We start from the raw sequence: 22,974 nt of genomic DNA on the forward strand, positions 1-22,974 counted from the left end.
AATTCAAAAACCCCTGAAACCAGCCAGTGCATATGGATATAAAGTCCAATATCTTTGCAGCAATTATTTAAAGAGATACAATGAAAAAATTAAGTTTGACCATCCTTTTTTGTTTGTTAAGTTGTATGGCTTTTGCCCAATCATTAAAAGTCGTTATCAAACAGGATGGAAAAGTTATTGAGCCGGTAAATGATGTTTATGAACTGAAAAAATCACCTTTCCTTTTTGAAATTACGTCAACAAATCTGGAGGGCTTTTTAGTGGGTGCCACTACCAATAAGGATATTTATGCAGGAGCTCTTGGCGTTTTAAATACTGAAGTTGAATGGTTTCAGAATACGGGTATGGCAGAGGAATTATATAACAAGGACAAAGAAATGTTTCTGATGGATTCAGCGCCTTCCTACTGGTACTATACAGACGCGAAAGATCACAGGTTTGACAAAAACCCTAAAGGCAATGCCAAGCAATGGACTGCTACACGTACTATTACAAGGTTTTATGATATTATGGTAGATCAGCCAATCAATTTGAAAGATTTTAACGGCAGCGTTTTCATGCTGATGTATCAGCCTGTATATAATGACGAGTATGATTTAACAGATAAGAAAAACCTGTTTCAGGCTGCGTTGAAATTCAGAGATTAGTCAATACACACCAAAATTATTTGATTATATAAGAAAAAGGCTGCTTTCATTATGAAAACAGCCTTTTTTACGATACCTGTTTTATTCAATAATCAACCCGTATTCTATAGCTAATCTGATGGCTGAACTAAGATTGGATGTCTGAAACTTTTCAATAAGATTTTTCCTGTGGCTTTCTACGGTGTGAGGACTTATAAACAATTTTTCTGCCATTTGATTCGTAGTAAGTCCTTTGGCTGCCTCAGCCAGGATTTCCTTCTCTCTGCGGGTCAGTTTCGGAACGTGGTTTAATCCGTCAGCTGATTTTTTCTTCAGAACAGATCGGGTTTGTGAACATAAAAACTGTTCTCCTTCATATACGGCAGTAATACCCTCCAAAATCTCGGAAACAGACGCATTCTTTTGAATATATCCCAAAGCACCTTCAGCTAAAGTACTGTTGATTACAGGCAGTTCATTGTGTACGCTTAGGATTATAATCCGGAGATTTCTGTACTTCTTCTTTAGAGGTTTAATAAGCTCAATGCTGTTGGTATCAGCAAGGTTGATGTCCAGTAATAAAATATCTACAGCCTGTTTTGCAAGGCCTTCATTCATTTCCGAAACATTTTTGAAGCAATCTACCACATCTATTGTGCTGCTGTTTCCTAAAATATTCTTCAATCCTTCCAAAAGAAGTGGATGATCGTCTGTTATGGCTACTTTTATCATGTTTAATGAATAGGGATTTGAATTTCTATACTGGTACCAATATTCAATTCGGACGTGATATTCATCATTCCTTTTAAAAACTGGACCCTTAATTCTATATTGTGAAAACCTGCTGTTTTCCTCACGTCCAGGGCTGCGAGGTCAAAGCCTTTACCATTGTCCTCTACCGTAACGTTCAGCTGGTTTTGTTCTTCGCTTATCTGAATAATAATTTCCGAAGTATCGGCATGTTTTATAGCATTGTTTACCAGTTCCTGAATGATTCTGTAAACGATCAGCTGTTTTTCCTGGGACAACGAATTGCTGTAACTGATAAATTCGGTATGGATATCCAGAGCATTGTTGGATACACGGGAAGCAAACTCTTCAATAGCAACCTCCAAACCGTATTTCATCAGTAAATCAGGCATTAAATTATGTGCGACACGTCTTAACTCTTCTACAGCGCCATCAATCTGTTCAAGTGATTTTGAAATTCCTTCCTGTAAATTTTCGGACTGCAGAGGATTTAAGTAAGACAGCTGATGTTTGGTTCCGGAAAGCAGTCCGCCCAGTCCGTCATGGAGATCACGGGCCAGCCGGCCACGCTCCTGTTCCTGTCCTTCAAGCAAAGCCGTAAGTGTAGAAATCTTTGAGTTCTGTTTCTCCTGCTCCATAGCCAAAGCATGCAGTTCCTCTCTCCTTTTAATGGCCCTGGCACGCTGTTTATAGGCATAAAGCAGCAAGAATATCAGAACGATAAAAAAGATGATAAAGAAGACATAATAGGTATTGATCTTTTCTTTAAAAGCGAGCAGCTTTTTGTAACTGTTGATGTCATTATTTTTTTGCCGGGTCTCTAACTTTGCCAAACGAAGCTGCTGTTCTTTTTTCTCTGATTCAAGTTCTGAAAACTTCAGTCGTTCACGCTGGTTTTCTTCTACCAGTTTTAAGTTGTTGTACACCTGTTCGCGCTGTGCCCGGACTATGTTAATCAACTTGATTTCCTGCGCTTTCTTATCACTTTCAAGCTGCAGCTTGATATACTTCTGTTCCTGCCTTTCTTTATCAAACTGAGATTCCAGTCTTTTGGTAATATCCAGCTTTTCCTGATCGTAAACGCTTTTGTATTGATCAACATAGCTTTTATAATAAGTCAGAGCTTCCTTGTAATTCCCCTGTTCTTCACTAATTCTGGATAAAGATTCAAGAACAGCCAGTTCAATCCTCTGATCTCTGACCGGACTTTTTCCAATTTCCATAGAAGCTTTCAGAAAGTAGGACTTCGCCAAATCATAATTTTTATCCTGTATGGCCAGTTCAGCCAATATTCCGAATGAAGAAGCAATGTGAATGGCATCTCCTGTTTCCAGGCTCACACTATTCGCCAGCTGGGCATACTGCATTGCTTTCTTGCTGTCAAAACCGGTATATAAATTGGCTAAATTGATTGCGGCATATGAAAGACTGCTCCTGCTGAGCATCATATTTTTATTCTTGTTGAATGTAGTAATGGCCTGCAGATAATACTGTTCTGTTTTATTTCTAAACTCCGTATTGGACGGATATTGGGTATATTTTTGTTCATATACATAGCCCATCCGCATATAGGCATCGAAAATAAGATTGGGATCGTTTTGTTTGGATGCCAAGAGCAAAAACTGCTTGCTGTATTTCTCCTCCAGCTGGTATTCATTGAGGTTGGCATAAATAGCAGACAGCTCTTTAGCTGCATTGCCAAATCTTGCATACAATGTAGAGGTCGTTGGTGAGTTTTCGAAATAATCAATAGCTTTTAAATAGGCAGCAACAGCATCTGTTGTTTTATTATTACGTTCCAGAATCCAGCCTTTTGCATAATAGTAATAGCCTTTAGTCTCGGTACTACCCGTTTTTAAACTATATACCCTTGCCATATCGAGGCTTTTCAGGGATTCCGCTGTTTTATTATCCAGCCGGTAATTCATGGCCTGCACAGCATATAAAATTGTGGCATATTTTCCATCAGGCTGCTTTCTGGCGATGGAAATATTGGTCTCTAAAACCTGATAAGATTTGGGTTTGAGATCATGAAAAAATAAGGCACTTGCGTATTTGGGAGCAAGATTAAGCTGCTCCGGTATATTTGACGCATGGCTGTATTCCTTTTCTAATTTGCTTAAAACGTCCTGTGCATGAACAAAAAACGGACTGACAAGTAAAGTAAATATAAATAATAGCCTGCGTATCAAATCTTTTTCTTTATAAGTTGTAATATAATAAAGACTGTAAATATAAGTAAATACCTGCTAATCGATCTTAGTCTGTTTCCTGAACCGAAAAGTAACAGCAAACAATTACTTTTACAGCTTCTTTTCCTCCCGATTTTACCTGGCTGTTGTTTTTACCCATATTTTGTTGTTGTGTCCGTTCGAAATAAGAATTTATCATTCAATCGGGTATGAAAAAGAAAGCTATAAAAGTTATACATTCATATTTATCTGAGAAAACAGCTATCAGTAATCATTATAAATCATGAATTTTAAGCGTTTTATCCCTGACAAATTTTTGGATCAAAGATAGCAATAGTGGCTGTATGAAAATATCCCTGATAACAGTGGTTTTTAGTCTGTTCCGTTTCGGTTAGGCTTTATGAAATTCTTTATGGCATATAGGTTCCGCCTTGTTCAAATAACATCATATAGCAAAAAGAAACAGCCAGAACAACTCCGATAAGTCCGGAAATAATAAATAAAAGAAGATAGTATGAAGCCTTTTTATTGTTCTTCTGTAAAGAATTAATAATCAAACTAATGAGTGTACACATTAATCCTGCTCCGAAGAATATGATTAACACAGCAAGGAACAATGCTCTTTCAAGGTGTAAATCTGCGGATGAAAGCATAAGTAATTAAATTTATAGGTTAGAATAAAAGCTCCAAAACTTATTTATCGTATTAAATTTCAATATTAGAGAGAATTACCGGATATGACAATCCCGATTATCAGGTATATTAAAATAGTATGTGCAACATATCGGAGAAACCGTTTTATTTAACGCCATTTAAGATTTTTCGAGAGAGATTTCAAAGAGTGATCATTTGGCCAATGAAAAAAGTATTCACACTTCCTCAAAAAACTGAAATTTTATTTCTAATCTCCATTTTTATACGAGTTGCCACTCTTAAGCCGAAACACTTCCCAGATATTATCCTTTCAATCATAATTTGTTTATAGTACAATATTACAACACTAACTGCAATTCAAATCAGTAATACACATATTAATATACACTAATTAGTGTATTATATTAAATCGAAAACACCATTAAATAAAGCGTTCAACAACAATTATTTAATCTCAAATTTGTGATTTAATATATTATAACTTACTTTTGCCCCGTTAAACCGTAACATATGAAAATTAAATTATTGACTTTATTAAGTCTTCCGATGCTGCTTGCATCTTGTGCTCAGGATGATACTCTTGACAATGTGAATGTGAATGCACAGAATGAGAGAAACCTTACTACAGAAGGAAAGAATTCTACAAATAGAGGGATTTTCGACCTTACACGTTACACGCTTTTAAAGGAAAGTACTAACCACCCTCAAGTATTAGAAGCCGGGCAATCAATCAGTATGGAATATAACGGAAGTACTTATAAATTTGTTATGCAGGCAGATAACAACCTGGTCCTATACAGAGAAAGACCGGGAATCACAAATGTTTTATGGCATTCCAACACGTACAGAAGTACAGGAACACCAAGACTTATCGTACAAAATGATGGAAACATGGTTATTTATAGAGATGGAAGTCCGCTTTGGAGTTCTAATACTGCAGTAAACTATTATGTGGCAAATCCACACGTAAAACTTCAGCTGTATTCAAGAGCAGGAGCTGCTATTCAGACAGGTTTTAGAATTAAGGTTGTTCTTGGTGGAAATAATGAAGAAAGAAATTCAATCATTGTTGAAGACTTCCTGTAAAAACAATACTTTTAACTTATAGCCGTTTCTTTGAGACGGTTTTTTTATTGGATGCGATAAAATCAAACATTATAAAAGTTTGAATTGATTTTTTTGTATCTTTGCACACTATTATTCCTAATGTCTTCAGGAGTAGCCAAAACAGATATTGATAACAAAAACAATAAAAAAGCAGAACAATGCCAAAATTAAAAACGAAATCAGGTGCTAAGAAACGTTTTGCTCTTACCGGAACAGGTAAGATCAAAAGAAAAAACGCTTACAAAAGCCACATCTTAACTAAGAAAGAAACTAAGCAGAAGAGAAATCTTACTTCTACTTCTTATGTAGCTAAAGTGGATGAGAAAAGCGTTCAACGTCAATTAGCAATTAAGTAGTTTTTATAAATCTATATTCGGTTTATAAGAATTCAAACAAATTCACAATTTTAACCCTGAAACGGTGCCAATAAAGAGTAACATCTGTTACCGCCCTTTTCAAAAAAACAATTTAAATTATGCCAAGATCAGTAAATGCCGTAGCTTCAAGAGCTCGCAGAAAGAAAATTTTTAAGCACGCTAAAGGTTATTTCGGAAGAAGAAAGAACGTTTGGACTGTAGCTAAAAACGCGGTAGAAAAAGCAATGCAATATGCTTACCGTGGTAGAAAAGAGAAAAAGAGAAATTTCAGAGCACTTTGGATCACTCGTATCAATGCGGGAACAAGAGAGCACGGAATGTCTTACTCTCAATTTATGGGAGCTCTTAAAAAGAACAACATCGAACTTAACAGAAAAGTTTTAGCAGATTTAGCAATGAATCACCCTGAAGCTTTCAAAGCTGTTGTAGATCAAGTAAAATAATGTAGAATAGATTTTGTTATCAATATAGTCCCGGGATTTCCCGGGATTTTTTTGTGGTATACTTTTGCTTCAGTTCAAAGTTTAGCTGGTTTCAACAGTGCAAAATTTTAAGAATAATTGATATAGCACTACTCACATTTATTGGATCAAACATAAAATTGCAAAATATGGAGTTCAAAACAATAAACCATAAGAAAAACTTACATATAAACGACTCATTAAGTTAAATTCAGCCTGGCATAATGATAAATTGTATAAAAAGATAGATCATTATCAAAAAAACAAGAAAATACACATTAACCCGTATGATTACTAACCATAAATTATCATTTATTACTATATTAGCAATCCTAAAGAAAGTATAAAAATGAAAAAAGTTGCAGCTTTTTTACTCACTGCCATTGCACTGCAAAATACGGGTGCTCAGAGTTTTATCCAGGCTTATAAAGACAGGGCGGATATGGTGACTCAAACCAATATTAACACCAACCTTCAGGAATTTGCAGGATTTGGAGTTAAAAAAACAGGTACAGCAGCCAATACCAATGCTCTGAACTGGCTTAAAAACAAATATGCCTCCTATGGATATACCGCGAATGATATTTCTGAGGACACTTTCACTTATGGCAGTAATACTTCAAAAAACCTGATCATTACTAAAACCGGAACTTTATATCCCAACCAATACATCATCATCTGTGGACATTATGATACAATTACAGGGCCGGGAGTAAGTGATAACGGAAGCGGGACTTCCATTATTCTTGAAGCTGCAAGGATTCTGAAAAATGTTCCTACTGAATATTCTATCAAATTCGTCCATTTTTCCGGTGAAGAACAGGGACTTGTGGGAAGCAGTCATTACGTCAATAATGTTGCTTATCAGTCAGGCACAAAAGTTCTGGATATCAAGCTTGTTTTAAATATTGATCAGGTAGGTGGATTGCTTGGAAATAACAACAATACAATCAACTGTGAAAGGGACACAGGAGGAATGTCCGCCAACAATGCGGCATCGGATGTTGCAACACAGGAGCTTATGACGTGTACAACTCTTTATTCCCCTCTTCAGACCAATCTTTCTTATGCTTACAGCTCAGATTATATGCCTTTTGAGGCTAAGGGGTATACTATTACAGGGTTTTATGAAACTATCGAAAGTAATAATCAGCATACCGTGAACGATACTTTTGCCAATCTGGATCCGGTGTATGTTCTCAATGTAGGGAAAGCAGCCGTGGGGGCTTTACAACATTTTGCCGTTGCTTCTACGAGCAATAACCTGCTCAGCACAAATGACACCTCTTTACAAAAATCAGGTGAGATTATCAGGCTTTATCCTAATCCTGCTAAAGATCTGGTAACGGTTGAATTTGCGCAAAAAGTAAAGCAATTCAAAGTTGAAGTGATTGATATGGCAGGAAACCTGGTTTTAAACCTTGAAAATCAGGAAAAAATTAATACCTCAGGATTAAAAAACGGAGTATATACCTTTACCATTAAGACTGAAAAAGGAAATACTACCAAAAAAATAATCATTACTAAATAATATCAGGACGGATATTTTGATCGGGACTGCATTCAAAAGGTATCCATATTACGATTATACAATGAAGAAAATCACTACTTTTTTATTTGCTGCTGTCGCTTTGCAGACTGTTGAAGCCCAAAGCTTCATTCAGGCTTATCAGGACAGAGCGAATATGGTGACCCAGACCAATATTACAACAAATCTTCAGGAGTTTGCCAACCTGGGAGTAAAAACCACAGGTTCAACGGCCAACGCCAACGCCCTGACATGGCTCAAAAACAAATACCTTTCCTACGGATATTCAGCCAGCCAGATTGCAGAAGATCCTTTTACTGCAGGAAGTTATAATTCTAAAAACCTGGTGATTACCAAAACAGGAACTGTATATCCCAATAAATATGTGATCATATGCGGACATTTCGACAGTATTACCGGCCTGGGAATCAATGATAACGGAAGCGGGACTTCCATTATTCTTGAAGCAGCAAGAATTCTGAAAGATGTACCTACAGAATATTCAATTAAATTCATTCATTTTTCCGGTGAGGAGCAAGGACTTCTGGGAAGCCAGCACTATGCCAATACGGTTGCCTATCAGAACGGAACCCGTGTTCTGGACATTAAACTGGTTTTCAATCTGGATCAGGTAGGCGGAGTGATGGGCAACAATAACAATACCGTTTATTGTGATCAGGATCTTGGAGGACTTACTTCCAATAATGCAGCTTCAGCAGCTGTAACCCAGGAGCTCAGAAACTGTACGGCACTCTACTCTCCTCTTCTGACAGCCGTGGATCCGGCCGCGGATACGGATTATATCCCTTTTGAACAAAAAGGTGAAGTGATCACGGGTTTCTTCGAAAGAATCAGAAGTACCTATCCACATACTGTGAATGATACTTTTGCCAATACGGATCCTGTATACATTTACAATATAGGAAAGGCATCTGTTGGAGCTTTACAGCATTTTGCCGTTGCTACCGGTACATTAGGAACACATGAAGCCACTGTAAAAAACACATTGGAAACTGTAAAAATTTATCCCAATCCTGCAAAGGACATCATCAATATTGAACTTCCCGATTCCGGAATTAAAAATTTCACTTTTGAGATAACGGATTTCCAGGGACGCTCTGTTTTCAGGAGAACGGATGAGACAAAAATTAATGTTTCAGGTTTGGAAAATGGTGCTTACCTCGGTATTTTAAAAACAGGTGATCAAAAGGCCGTAAGAAAAGTAATGATTGAAAAATAGCAGCATGGCTATAAAACTATTAACAGAAACCTCTGAAGTCATTCAGAGGTTTTATTTTTTACTGACACTACAGTTGAAGCATTTACAACACACCATCAACATTAGTATGATATTCATAATAAAATTCATGCCATTTTGAAATATTAAACACTTTATTGTGATTTATTTACTACATTCGTGATACCAAAAATAATATCATAATATGAAAAAATTAACAACCCTTTTATGCACTGCACTGATGATGCAGAGTATCGCGGCACAGAGTTTTATCCAGGCTTATAAAGACAGAGCGGATATGGTAACCCAGGCTAACATCACTGCAAATCTTCAGGAATTCGGTAATTTAGGCGTAAAAACTACAGGGTCAGTTGCTAATGCGAATACCCTAAACTGGATCAAAAACAAGTATCTTTCTTATGGCTATACTGCCAGCCAGATTGTAGAAAGCCCTTTTACGTTCGGAAGTACAAGTTCAAAAAACCTGATCATCACCAAAACAGGGACGCTTTATCCTAATAAATATGTCATTATCTGCGGGCATTTCGATACTATTTATGGTCCGGGAGTTAATGATAATGGCAGCGGAACATCTATCATCCTTGAAGCCGCAAGAATCCTTCAAAATGTTCCCACAGAATATTCCATTAAATTCATTCACTTTTCCGGTGAGGAACAGGGTTTGAGGGGAAGTACCCATTACGTGAACAATGTCGTATACCAGGGAGGCGTGCGTAAGTTAGACATTAAACTGGTCTTCAATCTGGATCAGGTTGGCGGCGTAAAAGGAAATAACAATAATACGGTATACTGCGATGAAGATCAGGGAGGTCTTTCCAGTAACAATGCGGCTTCCGCAGCTGTTACCCAGCAGCTGAGAAACTGTACGGCACTCTACTCTCCTCTTCAGACTGCTGTAGACCCGGCTGAAGATACCGACTATATTCCTTTTGAACAGAAAGGCGAAGTAATCACCGGTTTTTTTGAGAGAATAAGAAGCAGCTATCCTCACAGCTCAAAGGATATTTTTACCAATATGGATCCTGTTTATGTGTATAATATCGGAAAGGCTACCGTGGGAGCATTACAGCATTTTGCAAGCGCTTCAACAACGATGAGTAAACCGGTTACTAAAAATACCCTGGAAACTGCGAAAATCTATCCTAATCCGGCTCATAACGTACTTAATATTGAATTACCGGATGCTAAAACAACGAACTTCAGTTTTGAAATCAGTAATTCTATGGGAAGATCTATGCTGAAAGTAAATAATGAAAGAAAGGTTGATGTTTCCAGTCTTCAGAATGGAGTGTATATCGGAGTTTTAAAAGTTGGCGAAGAAACTCTTGTTAAGAATATCATGATCGAAAGATAGAAGATTGATTGTACCATAATAACAAAACAGCGGGATATTCCTGCTGTTTGTGTTATTGTAAAGCTATTATTTTTGTATTTCAGATTTTATCCGTTCTGTGATCCAGTCATGGTCTTCAGGAGCCAGATCTTCGAGCAGATTCCCATTATTTTCATTAAAATCTGTAAAAACATCCTGTAAAAACTCATGCTGAATTTCATTAAAACGATCCGGATTGCTTTTATCAAGCGCCCCGACTTTAGAAGTTACACTTTCAAACCGGTTTTGAGTCACATAAGTTCTTAATTCTTCTGTAATAAAAGAAAGACTTTCTGCTTTTGAAGAGATAGCCGGAACAAATGACCATTTTTCTGCTTTGTGAAACTTTTCTTCTTCGTCAAATTCAGAGTTTTTCAATTTGATAACCGGGCGGTTAGAAAGCAATTCCTTATTTTTTAAATTATAGGGTTTAATAACAACACCTTCAATCAGGTTATGTTCCAGATCAGGAAGTCCAAGCTCTTTTGGGACCTGAGAATTTATTCTGGTATTGAAATTCAAAGCTTCATTGAATTTTCCTATGAATAATGGTTTTACATATGATATCCCGAATTGTTCAAAATAGGAAGCTGCAGTTTCATAATCCATATAGTTTTTCAATCCTGATTCATCAACAACAGCAATATCAAAAGCATAGAAAAGAATGTCAGGCGTATAATAAACCCCTGTCTGTACAGCCTGTATATTTTCAACAGCAGATACCTCCGGATGCGGATAATGTCCTCCGAATAATTCTCCGTATACAATATACCTGACGCCAGGCAACGTTGTATTCAGATGCTCAAATAAAGCCAGCATACGGTCCTCAAGGGCATTAACAACAAGCTGGAATCCAAAGAAATCATCTTTCCAGTCAAGGTATTCTCTTCTTTTAGCATATCTGAGCATACCCTTTTCATAGGCAAAACTGAAATTGGCACCATGGATTTTCTCGGTAACCACCCATTTCAGTTTATCCATTTTTGACAATTCACTTTCATTGAGCCCGAGTTTCTTCAATGAATCAGGCATTTTTCGTATCCGGAAAATTCAGTTAAGGCTGTATTGTTCATATCAATTGCCAAATATATTATTTTAGTTGAGAGAAACCATATACTTTATGCTTTCTTACGGCTCTATTTGTCTCTGTTCTGAAGAATCTCTTCAATCGCTTCCATCGAAAAGCCTTTCGCTTTCAATAAAATCAAAAAATGATACAGCAGATCTGCAGCTTCATTTTTAAAGAGATCATCATTATTATCTTTTGCTTCAATCACCAGTTCTACAGCTTCCTCTCCTACTTTCTGAGCCATTTTATTGATTCCCCTCCGGTATAATGAATAGGTGTAAGAACCATCGGCTTTGGTATCTATTCTCTGAGCTATTTTTTCTTCCAGTTCATACAGAAATCCTTTGGCATTCTTTTCTCCGAAACAGCTGAAACTTCCGGTGTGACAAACTACATTCTTTGGAACAGCTTTAATCAAAAGGGTATCCTGATCACAATCTATATCCATACTTTTTACTGTTAAAAAATTACCGGATTCCTCACCTTTTGTCCAAAGTCTGTTTTTGGAACGGCTGAAAAAGGTAACAATTCCTTCTTTTTTTGTTTTCTCAAAAGCTTCTTCATTCATGTAGCCGAGCATCAGTACCTGTAATGTTCTGCTGTCCTGGATAATCACCGGCACAAGGCCGTTATCTTTGTTAAAATCTATTTTCATCGTACTTCAATTTTTTGCGTTTTTAACTGTTGTTTCAATTCCTGAATCCCTATTTCATTAAAATGGAATATACTGGCTGCCAATGCACCTGTAGCTTTTGTTTCATTAAACACTTTAACAAAATCATCTGTTGTACCTGCTCCTCCTGATGCAATAACAGGAATAGTGATACTAGCTGAAACCAGCTTTGTGATTCGAAGATCAAAGCCGTTTTTAGTCCCGTCGCCATCCATAGAAGTCAGCAAAATTTCTCCTGCCCCTAAACGTTCCGCTTCCTGCGCCCATTCTACAGTATTAAGTTCTGTTGCTTCTCTTCCTCCTCTGATATGGACCAGATCCTTATCTCCCACCAGTCTTGTATCAATAGCTACCACAACGCACTGGCTTCCAAATTCTTTGGCAAGATCAGAAATGAGCCCCGGATTTTTTACCGCTGAAGAATTAATACTTATTTTGTCTGCACCTGCTTCCAAAAGCTTCCTGACATCTTCCACAGACGAAATTCCGCCTCCTACCGTAAAAGGAATACTCAGTTCTTTAGCAATTTCTTTTACCAGCTGTACAAATGTTTTTCTATCCTCAATGGTCGCTGTAATATCCAGAAAAACGAGTTCATCAGCACCTTCCTGTTCGTATTTCTTAGCAAGTTCTACAGGATCTCCTGCATTTTTTAGGTCCTCAAAATTGACTCCCTTCACGGTAGATCCGTCTTTTATATCCAGACATGGAATAATTCTTTTCTTAAGCATTTTCAATAAAATTTTGAAGTTGTGGCAAGCTTATTTTTCCCTCATAAATTGCTTTCCCGATGATTGTTCCGGTACACCCGATATCTTTCATTTTATAGACATCGGTGATACCTGAAATCCCACCGCTTGCTACCAGCTGAACTGATGTTTTATATAGAATCTCAATATATAAGGCTGTTGAAGGGCCTTCCAGCATACCATCCTTTGCAATATCAGTACAAATAGCGGTTTGTATTCCTTTCTCCTGATACTGGAGGATAAAATCAATGATGTCATTATCACTTTCTTCCAGCCAGCCGGAAGTTTTAATTTTTCTGTTTTCGCAGTCTGCACCCAGAATAATCTTCTCAGCACCATACTTTTCAATCATTCCGAAACAGAATTCAGGATTCTGAACTGCAATACTTCCTAAAGTAATCTGTTTTGCCCCTGAATTAAAAGCTGTTTCAATATCTTCCTGAGTTTTTAAACCGCCTCCAAAGTCGATATGCAACGAGGTAGACCTGGCAATATTTTCCAGAACCTTCTGGTTGACAACATGTTTCGATTTCGCCCCATCAAGATCCACTAAATGAAGATATTGAACCCCAAAGCTTTCAAACTCTTTGGCCACTTCTACAGGATCTTCATTGTATATTTTCTTTGTATTGTAATCTCCTTTTGATAAACGGACACATTTCCCGTCGATAATATCAATAGCCGGAATTATTTTCATCATTATAAATTTATAAAGTTTTTAACGATCTGATTTCCTACCGTCCCCGATTTTTCAGGGTGAAACTGTACTGCATAGAAATTGTCTTTCTGCAAAGAAGCGCTGAATGGCAGGATGTAATCACAGACAGAAGTGGTAAAGTCAGAAAGCTCACAATAATAGCTGTGAACGAAATAAACATCACTACTTTCTTCAATTCCTGAAAACAATGGCGAGGTTTGCCCGGAAACGGTATTCCAGCCCATATGCGGAACAATATCCTTTGATGGAAATTTTCTGACATTGATATCAAAAATTCCCATTCCCTCCGTATCTCCTTCTTCATTTTCCCCGCACATCAGCTGCATCCCCAGGCATACTCCCAAAACCGGCTGCTTAAGGCTTGGAATCAAAAGATCAAGCTCTTTTTCTTTAAGCAGTTTCATGGTTGATGAAGCTTCTCCTACGCCGGGAAAGATAACTTTATCAGCTTTCAGGATCTTTTCAGGATCATCTGTTATTATAGAGTCAACATTCAGTCTGTTGAGGGCATTCTGAACGGAATTTACATTTCCTCCGTTGTATTTTATTATGGCAATCATATTTATAAACTTCCTTTTGTAGAAGGCAGACTGTAATTAGCATCTGACTGATTCACTGCCATTTTAACAGCTTTTGCAAAGGCTTTAAAAATGGATTCAATCTTATGGTGTTCGTTATCCCCTTCTGCTTTGATATTCAAATTCGATTTTGAGGAATCTGTAAATGATTTGAAGAAGTGAAAAAACATTTCCGTAGGTACATCTCCTATTTTTTCTCTTTTAAATTCTGCATCCCAAACCAGCCATGATCTTCCTCCGAAATCAATAGCCGCCTGAGAAAGGCAGTCGTCCATCGGAAGCAGAAAACCATACCGCTCAATTCCTTTTTTCTTTCCTAATGCCTTTAAAATGGCTTCCCCGAGAACAATTCCGGTATCTTCTATCGTGTGGTGCTCATCTACAGCAAGGTCTCCTTTTACTTTGATGACAAGATCCATATTTCCGTGCCTGGCAATCTGATCCAGCATGTGATCAAAAAAGTGAAGTCCGGTTGAAATATCTGACTTTCCGTTTCCATCAAGATTGACCTCAATTTCTATATCGGTTTCATTGGTTTTTCTGGATACTTTAGCCTTCCTCATTCCTGATTTTAAGAACTGATAGATCTCTGACCATTTTGAAGTAGACAGCTCAGCTTCGTTATTTAAGTTTTGATTAAGATAAATAGCTTTAGTTCCTAGATTTTTAGCAAGTTGTACATCAGTACTTCGATCACCGATTACATAGGAATTTTCAAGATCGTAATTGCCATAAATATATTTTCCCAGCATTCCTATACCTGGTTTTCTGGTAGGAAGATTTTCGGATTCAAAGCTTTTATCAATTAAAATATCACTAAAAACGATCCCTTCGTTTTCAAATGCCTGGAGCATTTTTTCCTGCGGTTTTATAAAATCTTCTTCAGGGAAACTTTCTGTTCCCAATCCATCCTGATTGGTAACCATCACTAATTCGTAATCCAGTTCACTGGCAATTTTGGCAAGGTTTTTAAAAACTCCCGGATAAAACTCAAGCTTTTCCAGAGAATCTACCTGAAAATCCGTAGGAGGTTCAATAATTAATGTTCCGTCGCGGTCTATAAAGAGTACTTTTTTCATATGTTTTTATAAATTATTTTTAACCATTAGGCTTTTTTAAGTGGTTAAGAAGTAATAACATAGCTGAAGCTATTAATTTAGCTTTACATTTTTATTCATCTGAATCTTAATTTTCTTAATGGTTTATATTTAAGCAAGCTGTATTATATTCCTTTTAAAAGATTAATTAATTTTTCATTTTCTTCACGGCTTCCCACATTGATCCTGATACATCCGGGAATTGAAGGATCTCTTCTGCTGGTTAAAATTTCTTCTTCAAGCATTCTTGTATATACTGAATCAACATTTTCCATTTTAATCAGAAAGAAATTGGCATCCGTTGGAAAGACCTTTGAAATGCATGCAATTCCTTCAAACTGCTGCTTCAGCCACGTTCTCTCTTCCAAAATACGGCTCACGTTTCCCTGAAGTCTGTTTTCTTCCTCCAGTGTTCTCAGAATATGTTCCTGACTCAGAACATTTACATTATAAGGTGCTTTTACGGTATTGATAAGCCCGATGATTTCTTCTGACGCGTAAGCCATTCCTACCCTTGCTCCGGCGCTTCCCCATGCTTTGGAAAACGTTTGCAGCACAATCAGGTTAGAATATTTCTCCAACAACTCCAGACTTGATTTTTTTCCTGAAAATTCGATGTAGGCTTCGTCCACCACAACAATTCCGTTGAAATTCTGAAGGTAAAATTCAATATCATCCACACTGTTTCCGGTAGGATTATTAGGAGAGCATAAAAAGAAAATTTTCAGTGAAGCATCTTCCGCTACCTTTAAGAAATTGTTTCTTAGGATTTCAAAGTTTTCATCTAGATCCAGCTTCAGTACTTTATTTTCATTGATTGCTGCATAAAAACCATACATGGCAAAAGACGGATTCATCATCAGAATGGCATCTTTTTTAGGCTCACAGAAAATTTTAATGATAAGGTCTATCAGTTCGTCGCTTCCGTTTCCTATGGCGATCTGTGAAGGCAAAAGGCTTTTAAACTCAGCAAGCCTGTTTTTAAGCTTTTTCTGAGTAGAATCCGGGTAACGGTTGCATTCTCCAAAAGGACTTTCATTTGCATCCAGCATTACCGGGGAACTGAATTCATTTTGGTCCCTGAAACTGACGTAGGGCTGTAATTGCAATATATTTTCTCTAACCAGAGCCTTGATACTGTTATTTTTCATTGTATTACTTTTCATTTTAAATTACTTCAAACCATTAAAACCTTCATTTAATGGGTCAAACTCTTTCTTTTTGGATGGAAAGGTTTATTTTAGCCTTATGGATACTGCATTTTTGTGGGCAAACAGCCCCTCTGCTTCTGCCATAATTTCTATGGTTTCTCCTAAATTCCGGAGACCTTCTTTTGATAGATGCTGGAATGTTATTTTCTTCACAAAACTATCCAGGGATACTCCGCTGTAATTCTTTGCATATGCATTGGTTGGAAGCGTGTGGTTCGTTCCGCTGGCATAGTCTCCGGCACTCTCGCAGGAGTAATTTCCAAGGAAAACCGAACCTGCATTCTCAATCAACGGAATATATTTTTCAAAATCAGCGATAGCCAGAATAAGGTGTTCGGGAGCGTAAAGATTGCTGAATTCCAAAGCTTCTTCAAGAGAATCCACTAAAATAAAAGAGCTGTTTTCCAAAGCCTGAGCTGCAAATTCATTTCTTGGCAAGTCTTTGATTTGCTGATCAACAGCTTCTACCGTTTCTTCCAGCACTTTAAGATCTGTCGTAATGAAAACCACCTGACTGTCGCTTCCGTGTTCTGCCTGTGAAAGAAGATCTGCAGCACAAAATCCGGGAACAGCCTGCTCATCTGCGATCACAAGAACTTCACTCGGGCCGGCAGGCATATCGATGGCAACTCCATACCGCTGGGCATATTCTTTGGCCGCTACGACAAACTGATTTCCGGGACCGAAAATTTTATTGACAGCCGGAATGCTTTCTGTTCCCACAGCCATTGCTGCTACAGCCTGTGCCCCACCTGTCTTAAAGATTTCTGAAACCCCGCAAAGATTTGCTGCATAAAGAATTGCCGGATTGATATTTCCGTTCTTATCCGGTGGTGTGCAAAGAACAATCTCTTTACAACCTGCAAGATTTGCAGGAACCGCGAGCATTAATACCGTAGAAAACAAAGGAGCGGTTCCTCCCGGAATATAAATTCCAACTCTTTCTACCGCACGGTTTTCACGCCAGCAAATAACCCCTTTCACTGTTTCCACTTTCTGAATTTCCTGTTTTTGAGAAGCGTGAAATTTTGAAATATTTTCTTTAGCCTGCTGAATAGCCTGTTTCAGTTCATTACTAATCTGTTTTTCTGCGTTTTCAATTTCTCCTTCAGTCACTGAAATGCTTTGAGTATCTGCTTTATCAAATTTTTTATTGAACTCTGCTAAAGCTTTATCTCCGTTTTTTTCAACTTCTGCAAAAATGTCTGTAATAAGTCCTGAAATTTCTTTCTGCTCAAGAACAGGGCGTTTTACCAGGTCTTTCCAGCTGTCTTTTGTAGGATATTGGTATATTTTCATTGTATTATTTTGAAAGGATTTTTGAGCCATTAAGATTTTTTAAGCTGTTAAGTTCATTAAGATCATAGCTGAAGCTATTTATTAAGCGGCTTATTCTTTCATCTTCGATGAAGCTCAACGATTCTTAATATCTTTATTGTCTTAATGGGTTATATTTTTAGATAACCATTTTATCAATCGGGATGATTAAAATATCCTGCGCTCCGTTGTCTTTCAGTTCGTCAATAACTTCCCAGAAACGTTCTTCATCAATTACAGAATGAATACTGCTCCAGCCTTCTTCTGCCAACGGGATGACTGTAGGGCTCTTTAATACAGGAAGCACTCCGGCAACCTTCTGAATTTTTTCATTGGGAACATTCATCAGAATGTATTTTGAATTTTTTGCTTTTAAAACAGCTTTGATTCTGAAGACAAATTTTTCAAGAATCGTTTCTTTTTCTGCTGATAATTGAGGCGTTTGAGCCAAAACAGCTTCCGATTTCAGTAAAGTAACCGTTTCCCTTAATCCGTTTTTGAATAAAGTACTTCCGGAGCTGACAATGTCACATATTCCATCTGCAAGACCGATATTGGGAGCTATTTCCACGGAACCCGAAATAACGTGAATATCTGAAGAGATTCCCTCTTTTTCTAAAAAGTTTTTGAGTGTATCGGGGTATGAAGTGGCAATTTTTTTACCCTGGAAATAAGAGAGTTCATCAGTTTCCACTTCTTTGGGAACAGCCAGTGAAACACGGCATTTTGAAAACCCAAGCTTCTGGATTGTTCTGATATTCTTACCTTTCTCAATCAGAAGATTTTCGCCCACAATAGCGACATCTACCACTCCATCTTCCAGGTATTGCGGGATGTCTGAATTCCGGAGGTACATGATTTCCATCGGAAAGTTATCTACTGAAACTTTAAGCTGGTCTTTACCATTATTGACAAAGATTCCGCAGTCTTTGAGAAGCTGTAAAGATTCTTCGTAAAGCCGGCCGCTTTTTTGGATTGCAATTTTTAATTTACTCATTTTGCCTTTTTTGGGTCCGAGCAAATAAAAACTGATCTGTTGAAATTTCTGAGGAGAATTCAGGAAACAAAAAAACCGTCTATTTACTCAGACGGTTTTAATTATTTTTGATTTTAGCACATACTTATATCAATCAATTCCGTCTAGCAGAGATGATGATGATAATGATGTAAAGCTAAAAATGTTGGTTTCATTGTTTTGAATTATGATGCAAATGTAGGATTATTTTTTAATATGCAAAGTTTTTTCAGATAATTTTTTGATAAAAATTCATCAGTTCCTTTGCAATGGGTTTATCATTAAACTTCTGAACAAACTCAAAACCCTTTTCTTCACGGCGTTTTCTCTCGGATTCATTTTCCCAGAGAAATTTGAGTTTGGCCCGAATATCAAGATCATTATCCGGATTAATGTACACAGAGTCTTTTCCTCCCGCTTCCGGAAGGCAGCTGGTATTGCTGGTAACAACAACCGTTTTGGAGAAAAGCGCCTCAATGACAGGAATTCCGAAGCCTTCAAAGAAACTTGGATAAACAAAAATATCGGCAAGCTTATAGATTACTGCCAGCTCATCCATGGAAACACCTTCCAGAAACAGCACCTGCTTTTCCATTTTGTTCTTTTTCAGGAAACTTTCTATTTTCTGATAGTATTTGGTCTTTCTTCCCACTACCACCAAAGGAATTTCAGCTCCGCTGATCGCTTTTACAACATTCAAGAGGTTTTTACGGTCTTCGATAGTTCCAACATTGAGTACAAATCTTTCGGGAAGCTTAAACTTTTCTTTTACAGCCTGCATCAGTTCCGGAGACTGCTGTTCTTTAAAAGCATGATGACAGCCCTGATAAATGACTTCAATCTTAGTTTCAGGAACTTTCAGAAACTGAATAATATCTCTTTTGGTCTGCTCTGAAATAGCAATGATTTTATCAGCTGTATCAGCTGCTTTTTTAAATTTCCAGAAATGAATTTTCCTGTCAAAAAAAGAATAATACTGCGGATATCTTACAAAAATCAGATCATGGATCGTAACCACCTTCTTAATAGGCTTTTGATCCCATTTTAAGGGAAGTTCGCCGGATAATCCATGGAATATATCAGCGCCCTGCTTCTGGGCATCTTTACCCATTTTCAGCTGGCGTGAAAAGTTTCCTTTTGAGGTTTCAATAAAGTGAACATTAGAGCGTTCCAGAATTTCCTTTCCTCTATCCGATTTGTTTTTGTTGAGCAACAGATATTCATTATCCGGTTCATACTCAGAAAGGATCCTTACAAGATCTCTCGAGTAGTTTCCCAGACCTGATGTATTGTTGAAAAACCGTTTGGCATCAAAAGCAATCTTCATCGTTGGATCTGTTTTTGAAATTCCTGAAATGTACCGAATGTATGCCCTTTCTGTTTCAGCCAGCCTACAAACGAATCAAATCTTTCCACCATATCTTTCCCTGAGTTTTTTACGGTGAATCCCGGAAGTTTAAAAGCTTCATCTTTGATTTCTGCAAATTCCCACGGATGGAAATAAATATTAAGATAATTGTCTTTTTTCAAGGTATCTGAAGACAGTTTTTTATAGAAAGACAGAGGAAAATTGTGAAAACTTAACCAAAACAGAGGAATTCTGAAATTAGGAGAAACCGAAGCGGGAATCTGCGTTACATTTCCTTCCTTGAAATAAGTTCTGGATACTTTCAAATTATTATATCTTCCCGGCAAAAACGTAGGATTAATGGATGAATTGTATATATATCCTGCTTTTTCCACTTCTTTTTCGTCTACGGGCATCATTCTCGGCATTCTTAATCCGGTTACCTTTGTAGAAAATAATTCTTCCAGCCTTTCTCTTGATTCTTTCAGATGTTTATCTTCAAATTCTGAATGAAACCATGTGTGGGAAGCCAGTTCATGACCTTCATTTAATAACCTTTCAATAAGGTGCCTGCTGTTCTCTGCAAAAACTACGGTAGAAAAGAAGGTGGCTTTGGCATTATGTTTTTTAAGGATATCGAGTATTCTCTCTAATCCTGTCTGTGAAATTGAAATCTGCTTTTCAAAGGGAATTTCACCCTTATATTCTAATGGCATATCAAATTCTTCGATGTCAAAACTCAATAAAACCATTCTAAAAATTTTTGTTTTTAATAATATAATTAGGTCTGTCTTTCACTTGCTTGAATATTTTACCTAAATAAATCCCCATAATTCCTAAGATAATGAGCTGAAGCCCTCCAAAGAAAACAATGGTCATAATCAATGACGCCCAACCGGAAATTTCCGTTTTGGCAATAAATGAATGAATTACGTAGGCTCCATATCCGATTACTGAAAGTGCTGAGAATAAAAACCCCAGATAAGCTGCCAGATAAAGAGGCTTCACACTGAAGGCAGTAATTCCCGTGAAGGCAAAAGTAAACATCTTTTTAAGGTTGTAACTGCTTTTTCCGGAGAGTCTTTCTGCAGCAGTAAAGTCGATTCCAGTTTGTTTGAAACCCATCCAGCTCGTTAATCCTCTCAGGAACAGGTCGTCTTCATTAAAGTTTCTCATGACTTCAACAGCACCTGCATCCAGCAGTCTGAAATCTGAGCCGCCACCTTTCGTTAAGTTAACATCTGAAAGGCTTGATAAAAGCTTATAAAACAAGTCTGATGTTTTTCTTTTAAAGAAGGATATTTCTTTAGGATAAGTCCTGAAAGTAAAAACTACATCATAGCCTTCCTCCCATTTTTTAATCATTTCCGGAATAAGCTCCGGCGGGTGCTGAAGATCTCCGTCCATTGAAATGACCGCATTCCCGTGGGCATTGTCCATTCCTGCTTTTACAGCCGGCTGGTGGCCGAAGTTACGGGAAAATTCAATGAATTTTACTTCATCATACCGGTTGGAAAGTTCTTCTAATTTCTGTTGCGTATTGTCTCTGCTGCCATCATTCACAAATATGATTTCAAAGTCATAATTGTTTAAACCATCAAAAACTTCTTTGATTTTCTGGTGGATCATCGCTACATTTCCTTCTTCGTTATAGGCAGGAATTACAATTGAAATTTTCTTCATATGTATTAATTCAGGCTGTAATTTTTCTCAAAATCTTTAGTCAGAAGTTCATAAGTCACTCTCAACCAGATTACAATACAAGGTACGGCTTTTAATGAATATTTAATGATATAATTCTCTTTTACAAATTTCGGGAAAAGATCCGAGGTTGAAAAACATGTAAAAATAATGACAAAAACAAGCAATCCTATAATAAGCGGTGTTCTCTCTTTCTGAAGGAAAAACCAGATTAAAACTCCCACTACAGCAATAATGTATGTCGGAGATTCTGAACTGGAGCTGAACAGTACTAAAAACAGTAATGTTGAAGCTAGGATCATCAATTGGAAAGCATAGTGCTTATATTGCTTAATTCTGATATAAGGCAAAGCAAAAAGCGGTAATCCACCTGCTAAAAACACAAGATTGGAAATGGAAGCATCTCCTAAGATTCTTCTTACAAATCCCATTAAAGAAATATCCTGCATATTTCCCAACACCTGATTTTCATTATTTTTTTCTACAATAGACTGAAACCAGTCTGAGTAGCACTGGATCACAAACTGCGGACTTGAATATGCCATTGGAAGCACAAAAAACAATACTGCAATGGCTACTCCTGAAAGAATAAATTTGGTTTTGTTTTTAATAAAGAAAAACTGTGTCAATCCGACAATTCCATAGATTTTCACAAATATTCCGATTAAAATAGCGGTTACAGATTTTACTTCTTTTCTTTCATAAATGGATACTGCAGACAACAGCAAAAGACCTGTCAGCGCTACATTAAACTGCAGACTTAAAGCGGCAGTAATATATTCCTGAAGGCAAAGCAACCCGAAAATCGCTTTTTTACTGTCTGAAAACGGCAGTTTATAAATACCGTAGATAAAGATAAAAGTATTGGCAATATTCCAGAGTGAGATCCCCAGCCAATCCGGCATCATCGCGAACGGCGCAATCAGTGCGCTGAAAAATACGCCATAATGGTTCAGATCAAAATAAAGATCAGGATAATGGATAAACAAGTTTTTCTGATGAATGGTATTAAAGAATACATTTTTAAAAATCAGATAATTATTGATCGCATAATCTCCTCTCAGATATTTGGAAATTGCGGTAACAACCGATATAATAAGATAAACCCCAAATATATATTTAGGGTTTAATAGTATTTTAAGAAATTTTTCTTTCAAGATTGTGGTATTAGCT

Annotated in this window: 23 protein-coding genes; 7 read left to right on the forward strand and 16 right to left on the reverse strand. The window is 37.1% G+C overall.

The features are described from left to right. Window positions 1-125: 125 nt before the first annotated feature. Window positions 126-647: a hypothetical protein gene (locus OWR28_RS12565; RefSeq protein ID WP_332386889.1), complete on the forward strand. Its 522-nt coding sequence runs from the start codon at window positions 126-128 to the stop codon at window positions 645-647. Window positions 648-728: 81 nt separating this feature from the next. Here OWR28_RS12565 and OWR28_RS12570 read toward each other — a convergent pair whose 3' ends face one another. The 3 genes from OWR28_RS12570 to OWR28_RS12580 form a co-directional block, all read right to left on the reverse strand. Further along, window positions 729-1,358 carry a response regulator transcription factor gene (locus OWR28_RS12570; protein WP_332386890.1) on the reverse strand — a complete coding sequence of 210 codons (630 nt, stop codon included), beginning with the start codon at window positions 1,356-1,358 and terminating at the stop codon, window positions 729-731. A 2-nt stretch (window positions 1,359-1,360) separates the two neighbouring features. Further along, a complete protein-coding gene (locus OWR28_RS12575; protein ID WP_494168466.1) occupies window positions 1,361-3,565 on the reverse strand; it encodes a tetratricopeptide repeat-containing sensor histidine kinase in 2,205 nt (734 codons plus the stop codon). 413 nt (window positions 3,566-3,978) lie between these two features. After that, complete coding sequence (locus tag OWR28_RS12580; protein ID WP_332386892.1) at window positions 3,979-4,221, reverse strand: hypothetical protein; 243 nt, start codon at window positions 4,219-4,221, stop codon at window positions 3,979-3,981. Window positions 4,222-4,732: 511 nt separating this feature from the next. On the opposite strand from OWR28_RS12580, the gene OWR28_RS12585 reads away from it, so the two are divergent. The 6 genes from OWR28_RS12585 to OWR28_RS12610 all read left to right on the forward strand — a co-directional run bounded on the left by OWR28_RS12585 (window position 4,733) and on the right by OWR28_RS12610 (window position 10,307). Then, window positions 4,733-5,308 carry a hypothetical protein gene (locus tag OWR28_RS12585; protein ID WP_332386893.1) on the forward strand — a complete coding sequence of 192 codons (576 nt, stop codon included), beginning with the start codon at window positions 4,733-4,735 and terminating at the stop codon, window positions 5,306-5,308. A gap of 179 nt (window positions 5,309-5,487) precedes the next feature. Beyond that, complete coding sequence (rpmI, locus tag OWR28_RS12590) at window positions 5,488-5,685, forward strand: 50S ribosomal protein L35 (protein WP_034694453.1); 198 nt, start codon at window positions 5,488-5,490, stop codon at window positions 5,683-5,685. 119 nt (window positions 5,686-5,804) lie between these two features. After that, the gene (gene rplT, locus OWR28_RS12595) at window positions 5,805-6,149 is read left to right on the forward strand and encodes a 50S ribosomal protein L20 (RefSeq protein ID WP_002979659.1); all 345 of its coding nucleotides are present in this window, start codon (window positions 5,805-5,807) and stop codon (window positions 6,147-6,149) included. A gap of 367 nt (window positions 6,150-6,516) precedes the next feature. Then, window positions 6,517-7,698: a M28 family peptidase gene (locus OWR28_RS12600; RefSeq protein WP_332386894.1), complete on the forward strand. Its 1,182-nt coding sequence runs from the start codon at window positions 6,517-6,519 to the stop codon at window positions 7,696-7,698. Between the two features lie 61 nt (window positions 7,699-7,759). Beyond that, complete coding sequence (locus OWR28_RS12605; RefSeq protein ID WP_332386895.1) at window positions 7,760-8,935, forward strand: M28 family peptidase; 1,176 nt, start codon at window positions 7,760-7,762, stop codon at window positions 8,933-8,935. Between the two features lie 202 nt (window positions 8,936-9,137). Then, the gene (locus OWR28_RS12610; protein WP_332386896.1) at window positions 9,138-10,307 is read left to right on the forward strand and encodes a M28 family peptidase; all 1,170 of its coding nucleotides are present in this window, start codon (window positions 9,138-9,140) and stop codon (window positions 10,305-10,307) included. Between the two features lie 66 nt (window positions 10,308-10,373). Here OWR28_RS12610 and OWR28_RS12615 read toward each other — a convergent pair whose 3' ends face one another. From OWR28_RS12615 to OWR28_RS12675, 13 genes are all read right to left on the reverse strand, one after another. Continuing rightward, window positions 10,374-11,306 (reverse strand): RNA ligase family protein, encoded by a 933-nt coding sequence (locus OWR28_RS12615; RefSeq protein WP_332386897.1) that lies wholly within the window; start codon window positions 11,304-11,306, stop codon window positions 10,374-10,376. 155 nt (window positions 11,307-11,461) lie between these two features. Beyond that, window positions 11,462-12,049 carry a bifunctional phosphoribosyl-AMP cyclohydrolase/phosphoribosyl-ATP diphosphatase HisIE gene (gene hisIE, locus OWR28_RS12620; protein WP_332386898.1) on the reverse strand — a complete coding sequence of 196 codons (588 nt, stop codon included), beginning with the start codon at window positions 12,047-12,049 and terminating at the stop codon, window positions 11,462-11,464. Next, window positions 12,046-12,798 (reverse strand): imidazole glycerol phosphate synthase subunit HisF, encoded by a 753-nt coding sequence (hisF, locus tag OWR28_RS12625; protein ID WP_332386899.1) that lies wholly within the window; start codon window positions 12,796-12,798, stop codon window positions 12,046-12,048. Before hisF ends, hisIE begins: the two co-directional genes overlap by 4 nt. Continuing rightward, entirely contained in the window at window positions 12,791-13,513 is a 723-nt protein-coding gene (gene hisA, locus OWR28_RS12630) for a 1-(5-phosphoribosyl)-5-[(5-phosphoribosylamino)methylideneamino]imidazole-4-carboxamide isomerase (RefSeq protein ID WP_332387458.1), read from the reverse strand. The genes hisF and hisA overlap by 8 nt, the downstream gene beginning before the upstream one ends. 2 nt (window positions 13,514-13,515) lie before the next feature. After that, complete coding sequence (gene hisH / locus OWR28_RS12635; protein ID WP_332386900.1) at window positions 13,516-14,094, reverse strand: imidazole glycerol phosphate synthase subunit HisH; 579 nt, start codon at window positions 14,092-14,094, stop codon at window positions 13,516-13,518. A gap of 2 nt (window positions 14,095-14,096) precedes the next feature. Further along, complete coding sequence (gene hisB, locus OWR28_RS12640) at window positions 14,097-15,191, reverse strand: bifunctional histidinol-phosphatase/imidazoleglycerol-phosphate dehydratase HisB (RefSeq protein ID WP_332386901.1); 1,095 nt, start codon at window positions 15,189-15,191, stop codon at window positions 14,097-14,099. A gap of 143 nt (window positions 15,192-15,334) precedes the next feature. Then, entirely contained in the window at window positions 15,335-16,360 is a 1,026-nt protein-coding gene (hisC, locus tag OWR28_RS12645; RefSeq protein WP_332386902.1) for a histidinol-phosphate transaminase, read from the reverse strand. Between the two features lie 84 nt (window positions 16,361-16,444). Continuing rightward, window positions 16,445-17,719, reverse strand: a complete 1,275-nt coding sequence (hisD, locus tag OWR28_RS12650) for a histidinol dehydrogenase (RefSeq protein ID WP_332386903.1) — start codon at window positions 17,717-17,719, stop codon at window positions 16,445-16,447. 157 nt (window positions 17,720-17,876) lie between these two features. Then, on the reverse strand, window positions 17,877-18,734 hold the full coding sequence (hisG, locus tag OWR28_RS12655; RefSeq protein WP_332386904.1) for an ATP phosphoribosyltransferase: 858 nt from the start codon (window positions 18,732-18,734) through the stop codon (window positions 17,877-17,879). A 247-nt stretch (window positions 18,735-18,981) separates the two neighbouring features. Continuing rightward, on the reverse strand, window positions 18,982-20,079 hold the full coding sequence (locus tag OWR28_RS12660) for a glycosyltransferase family 1 protein (protein ID WP_332386905.1): 1,098 nt from the start codon (window positions 20,077-20,079) through the stop codon (window positions 18,982-18,984). After that, window positions 20,076-20,852: a polysaccharide deacetylase family protein gene (locus OWR28_RS12665; protein WP_332386906.1), complete on the reverse strand. Its 777-nt coding sequence runs from the start codon at window positions 20,850-20,852 to the stop codon at window positions 20,076-20,078. The genes OWR28_RS12660 and OWR28_RS12665 overlap by 4 nt, the downstream gene beginning before the upstream one ends. A gap of 1 nt (window position 20,853) precedes the next feature. Next, window positions 20,854-21,783: a glycosyltransferase family 2 protein gene (locus OWR28_RS12670; protein ID WP_332386907.1), complete on the reverse strand. Its 930-nt coding sequence runs from the start codon at window positions 21,781-21,783 to the stop codon at window positions 20,854-20,856. Between the two features lie 5 nt (window positions 21,784-21,788). Continuing rightward, a complete protein-coding gene (locus OWR28_RS12675) occupies window positions 21,789-22,958 on the reverse strand; it encodes a glycosyltransferase family 87 protein (RefSeq protein WP_332386908.1) in 1,170 nt (389 codons plus the stop codon). Window positions 22,959-22,974: the final 16 nt, after the last annotated feature.

It is taken from the genome of Chryseobacterium sp. 1B4, from assembly GCF_036631475.1.
Lineage (GTDB): Bacteria > Bacteroidota > Bacteroidia > Flavobacteriales > Weeksellaceae > Chryseobacterium.

Excerpts from the sequence above, each read along its gene's own strand:
- OWR28_RS12585 (WP_332386893.1), top strand. The coding sequence starts at position 4,733 with ATGAAAATTAAATTATTGACTTTATTAAGTCTTCCGATGCTGCTTGCA.
- OWR28_RS12615 (WP_332386897.1), bottom strand. The coding sequence starts at position 11,306 with ATGGATAAACTGAAATGGGTGGTTACCGAGAAAATCCATGGTGCCAAT.
- OWR28_RS12580 (WP_332386892.1), bottom strand. The coding sequence starts at position 4,221 with ATGCTTTCATCCGCAGATTTACACCTTGAAAGAGCATTGTTCCTTGCT.
- hisD (WP_332386903.1), bottom strand. The coding sequence starts at position 17,719 with ATGAAAATATACCAATATCCTACAAAAGACAGCTGGAAAGACCTGGTA.
- hisIE (WP_332386898.1), bottom strand. The coding sequence starts at position 12,049 with ATGAAAATAGATTTTAACAAAGATAACGGCCTTGTGCCGGTGATTATC.
- hisC (WP_332386902.1), bottom strand. The coding sequence starts at position 16,360 with ATGAAAAATAACAGTATCAAGGCTCTGGTTAGAGAAAATATATTGCAA.
- OWR28_RS12660 (WP_332386905.1), bottom strand. The coding sequence starts at position 20,079 with ATGAAGATTGCTTTTGATGCCAAACGGTTTTTCAACAATACATCAGGT.
- OWR28_RS12605 (WP_332386895.1), top strand. The coding sequence starts at position 7,760 with ATGAAGAAAATCACTACTTTTTTATTTGCTGCTGTCGCTTTGCAGACT.
- OWR28_RS12565 (WP_332386889.1), top strand. The coding sequence starts at position 126 with ATGGCTTTTGCCCAATCATTAAAAGTCGTTATCAAACAGGATGGAAAA.
- OWR28_RS12665 (WP_332386906.1), bottom strand. The coding sequence starts at position 20,852 with ATGGTTTTATTGAGTTTTGACATCGAAGAATTTGATATGCCATTAGAA.
- rplT (WP_002979659.1), top strand. The coding sequence starts at position 5,805 with ATGCCAAGATCAGTAAATGCCGTAGCTTCAAGAGCTCGCAGAAAGAAA.
- OWR28_RS12670 (WP_332386907.1), bottom strand. The coding sequence starts at position 21,783 with ATGAAGAAAATTTCAATTGTAATTCCTGCCTATAACGAAGAAGGAAAT.
- OWR28_RS12600 (WP_332386894.1), top strand. The coding sequence starts at position 6,517 with ATGAAAAAAGTTGCAGCTTTTTTACTCACTGCCATTGCACTGCAAAAT.
- hisF (WP_332386899.1), bottom strand. The coding sequence starts at position 12,798 with ATGCTTAAGAAAAGAATTATTCCATGTCTGGATATAAAAGACGGATCT.
- rpmI (WP_034694453.1), top strand. The coding sequence starts at position 5,488 with ATGCCAAAATTAAAAACGAAATCAGGTGCTAAGAAACGTTTTGCTCTT.
- hisH (WP_332386900.1), bottom strand. The coding sequence starts at position 14,094 with ATGATTGCCATAATAAAATACAACGGAGGAAATGTAAATTCCGTTCAG.
- hisB (WP_332386901.1), bottom strand. The coding sequence starts at position 15,191 with ATGAAAAAAGTACTCTTTATAGACCGCGACGGAACATTAATTATTGAA.
- hisA (WP_332387458.1), bottom strand. The coding sequence starts at position 13,513 with ATGAAAATAATTCCGGCTATTGATATTATCGACGGGAAATGTGTCCGT.
- hisG (WP_332386904.1), bottom strand. The coding sequence starts at position 18,734 with ATGAGTAAATTAAAAATTGCAATCCAAAAAAGCGGCCGGCTTTACGAA.
- OWR28_RS12570 (WP_332386890.1), bottom strand. The coding sequence starts at position 1,358 with ATGATAAAAGTAGCCATAACAGACGATCATCCACTTCTTTTGGAAGGA.
- OWR28_RS12610 (WP_332386896.1), top strand. The coding sequence starts at position 9,138 with ATGAAAAAATTAACAACCCTTTTATGCACTGCACTGATGATGCAGAGT.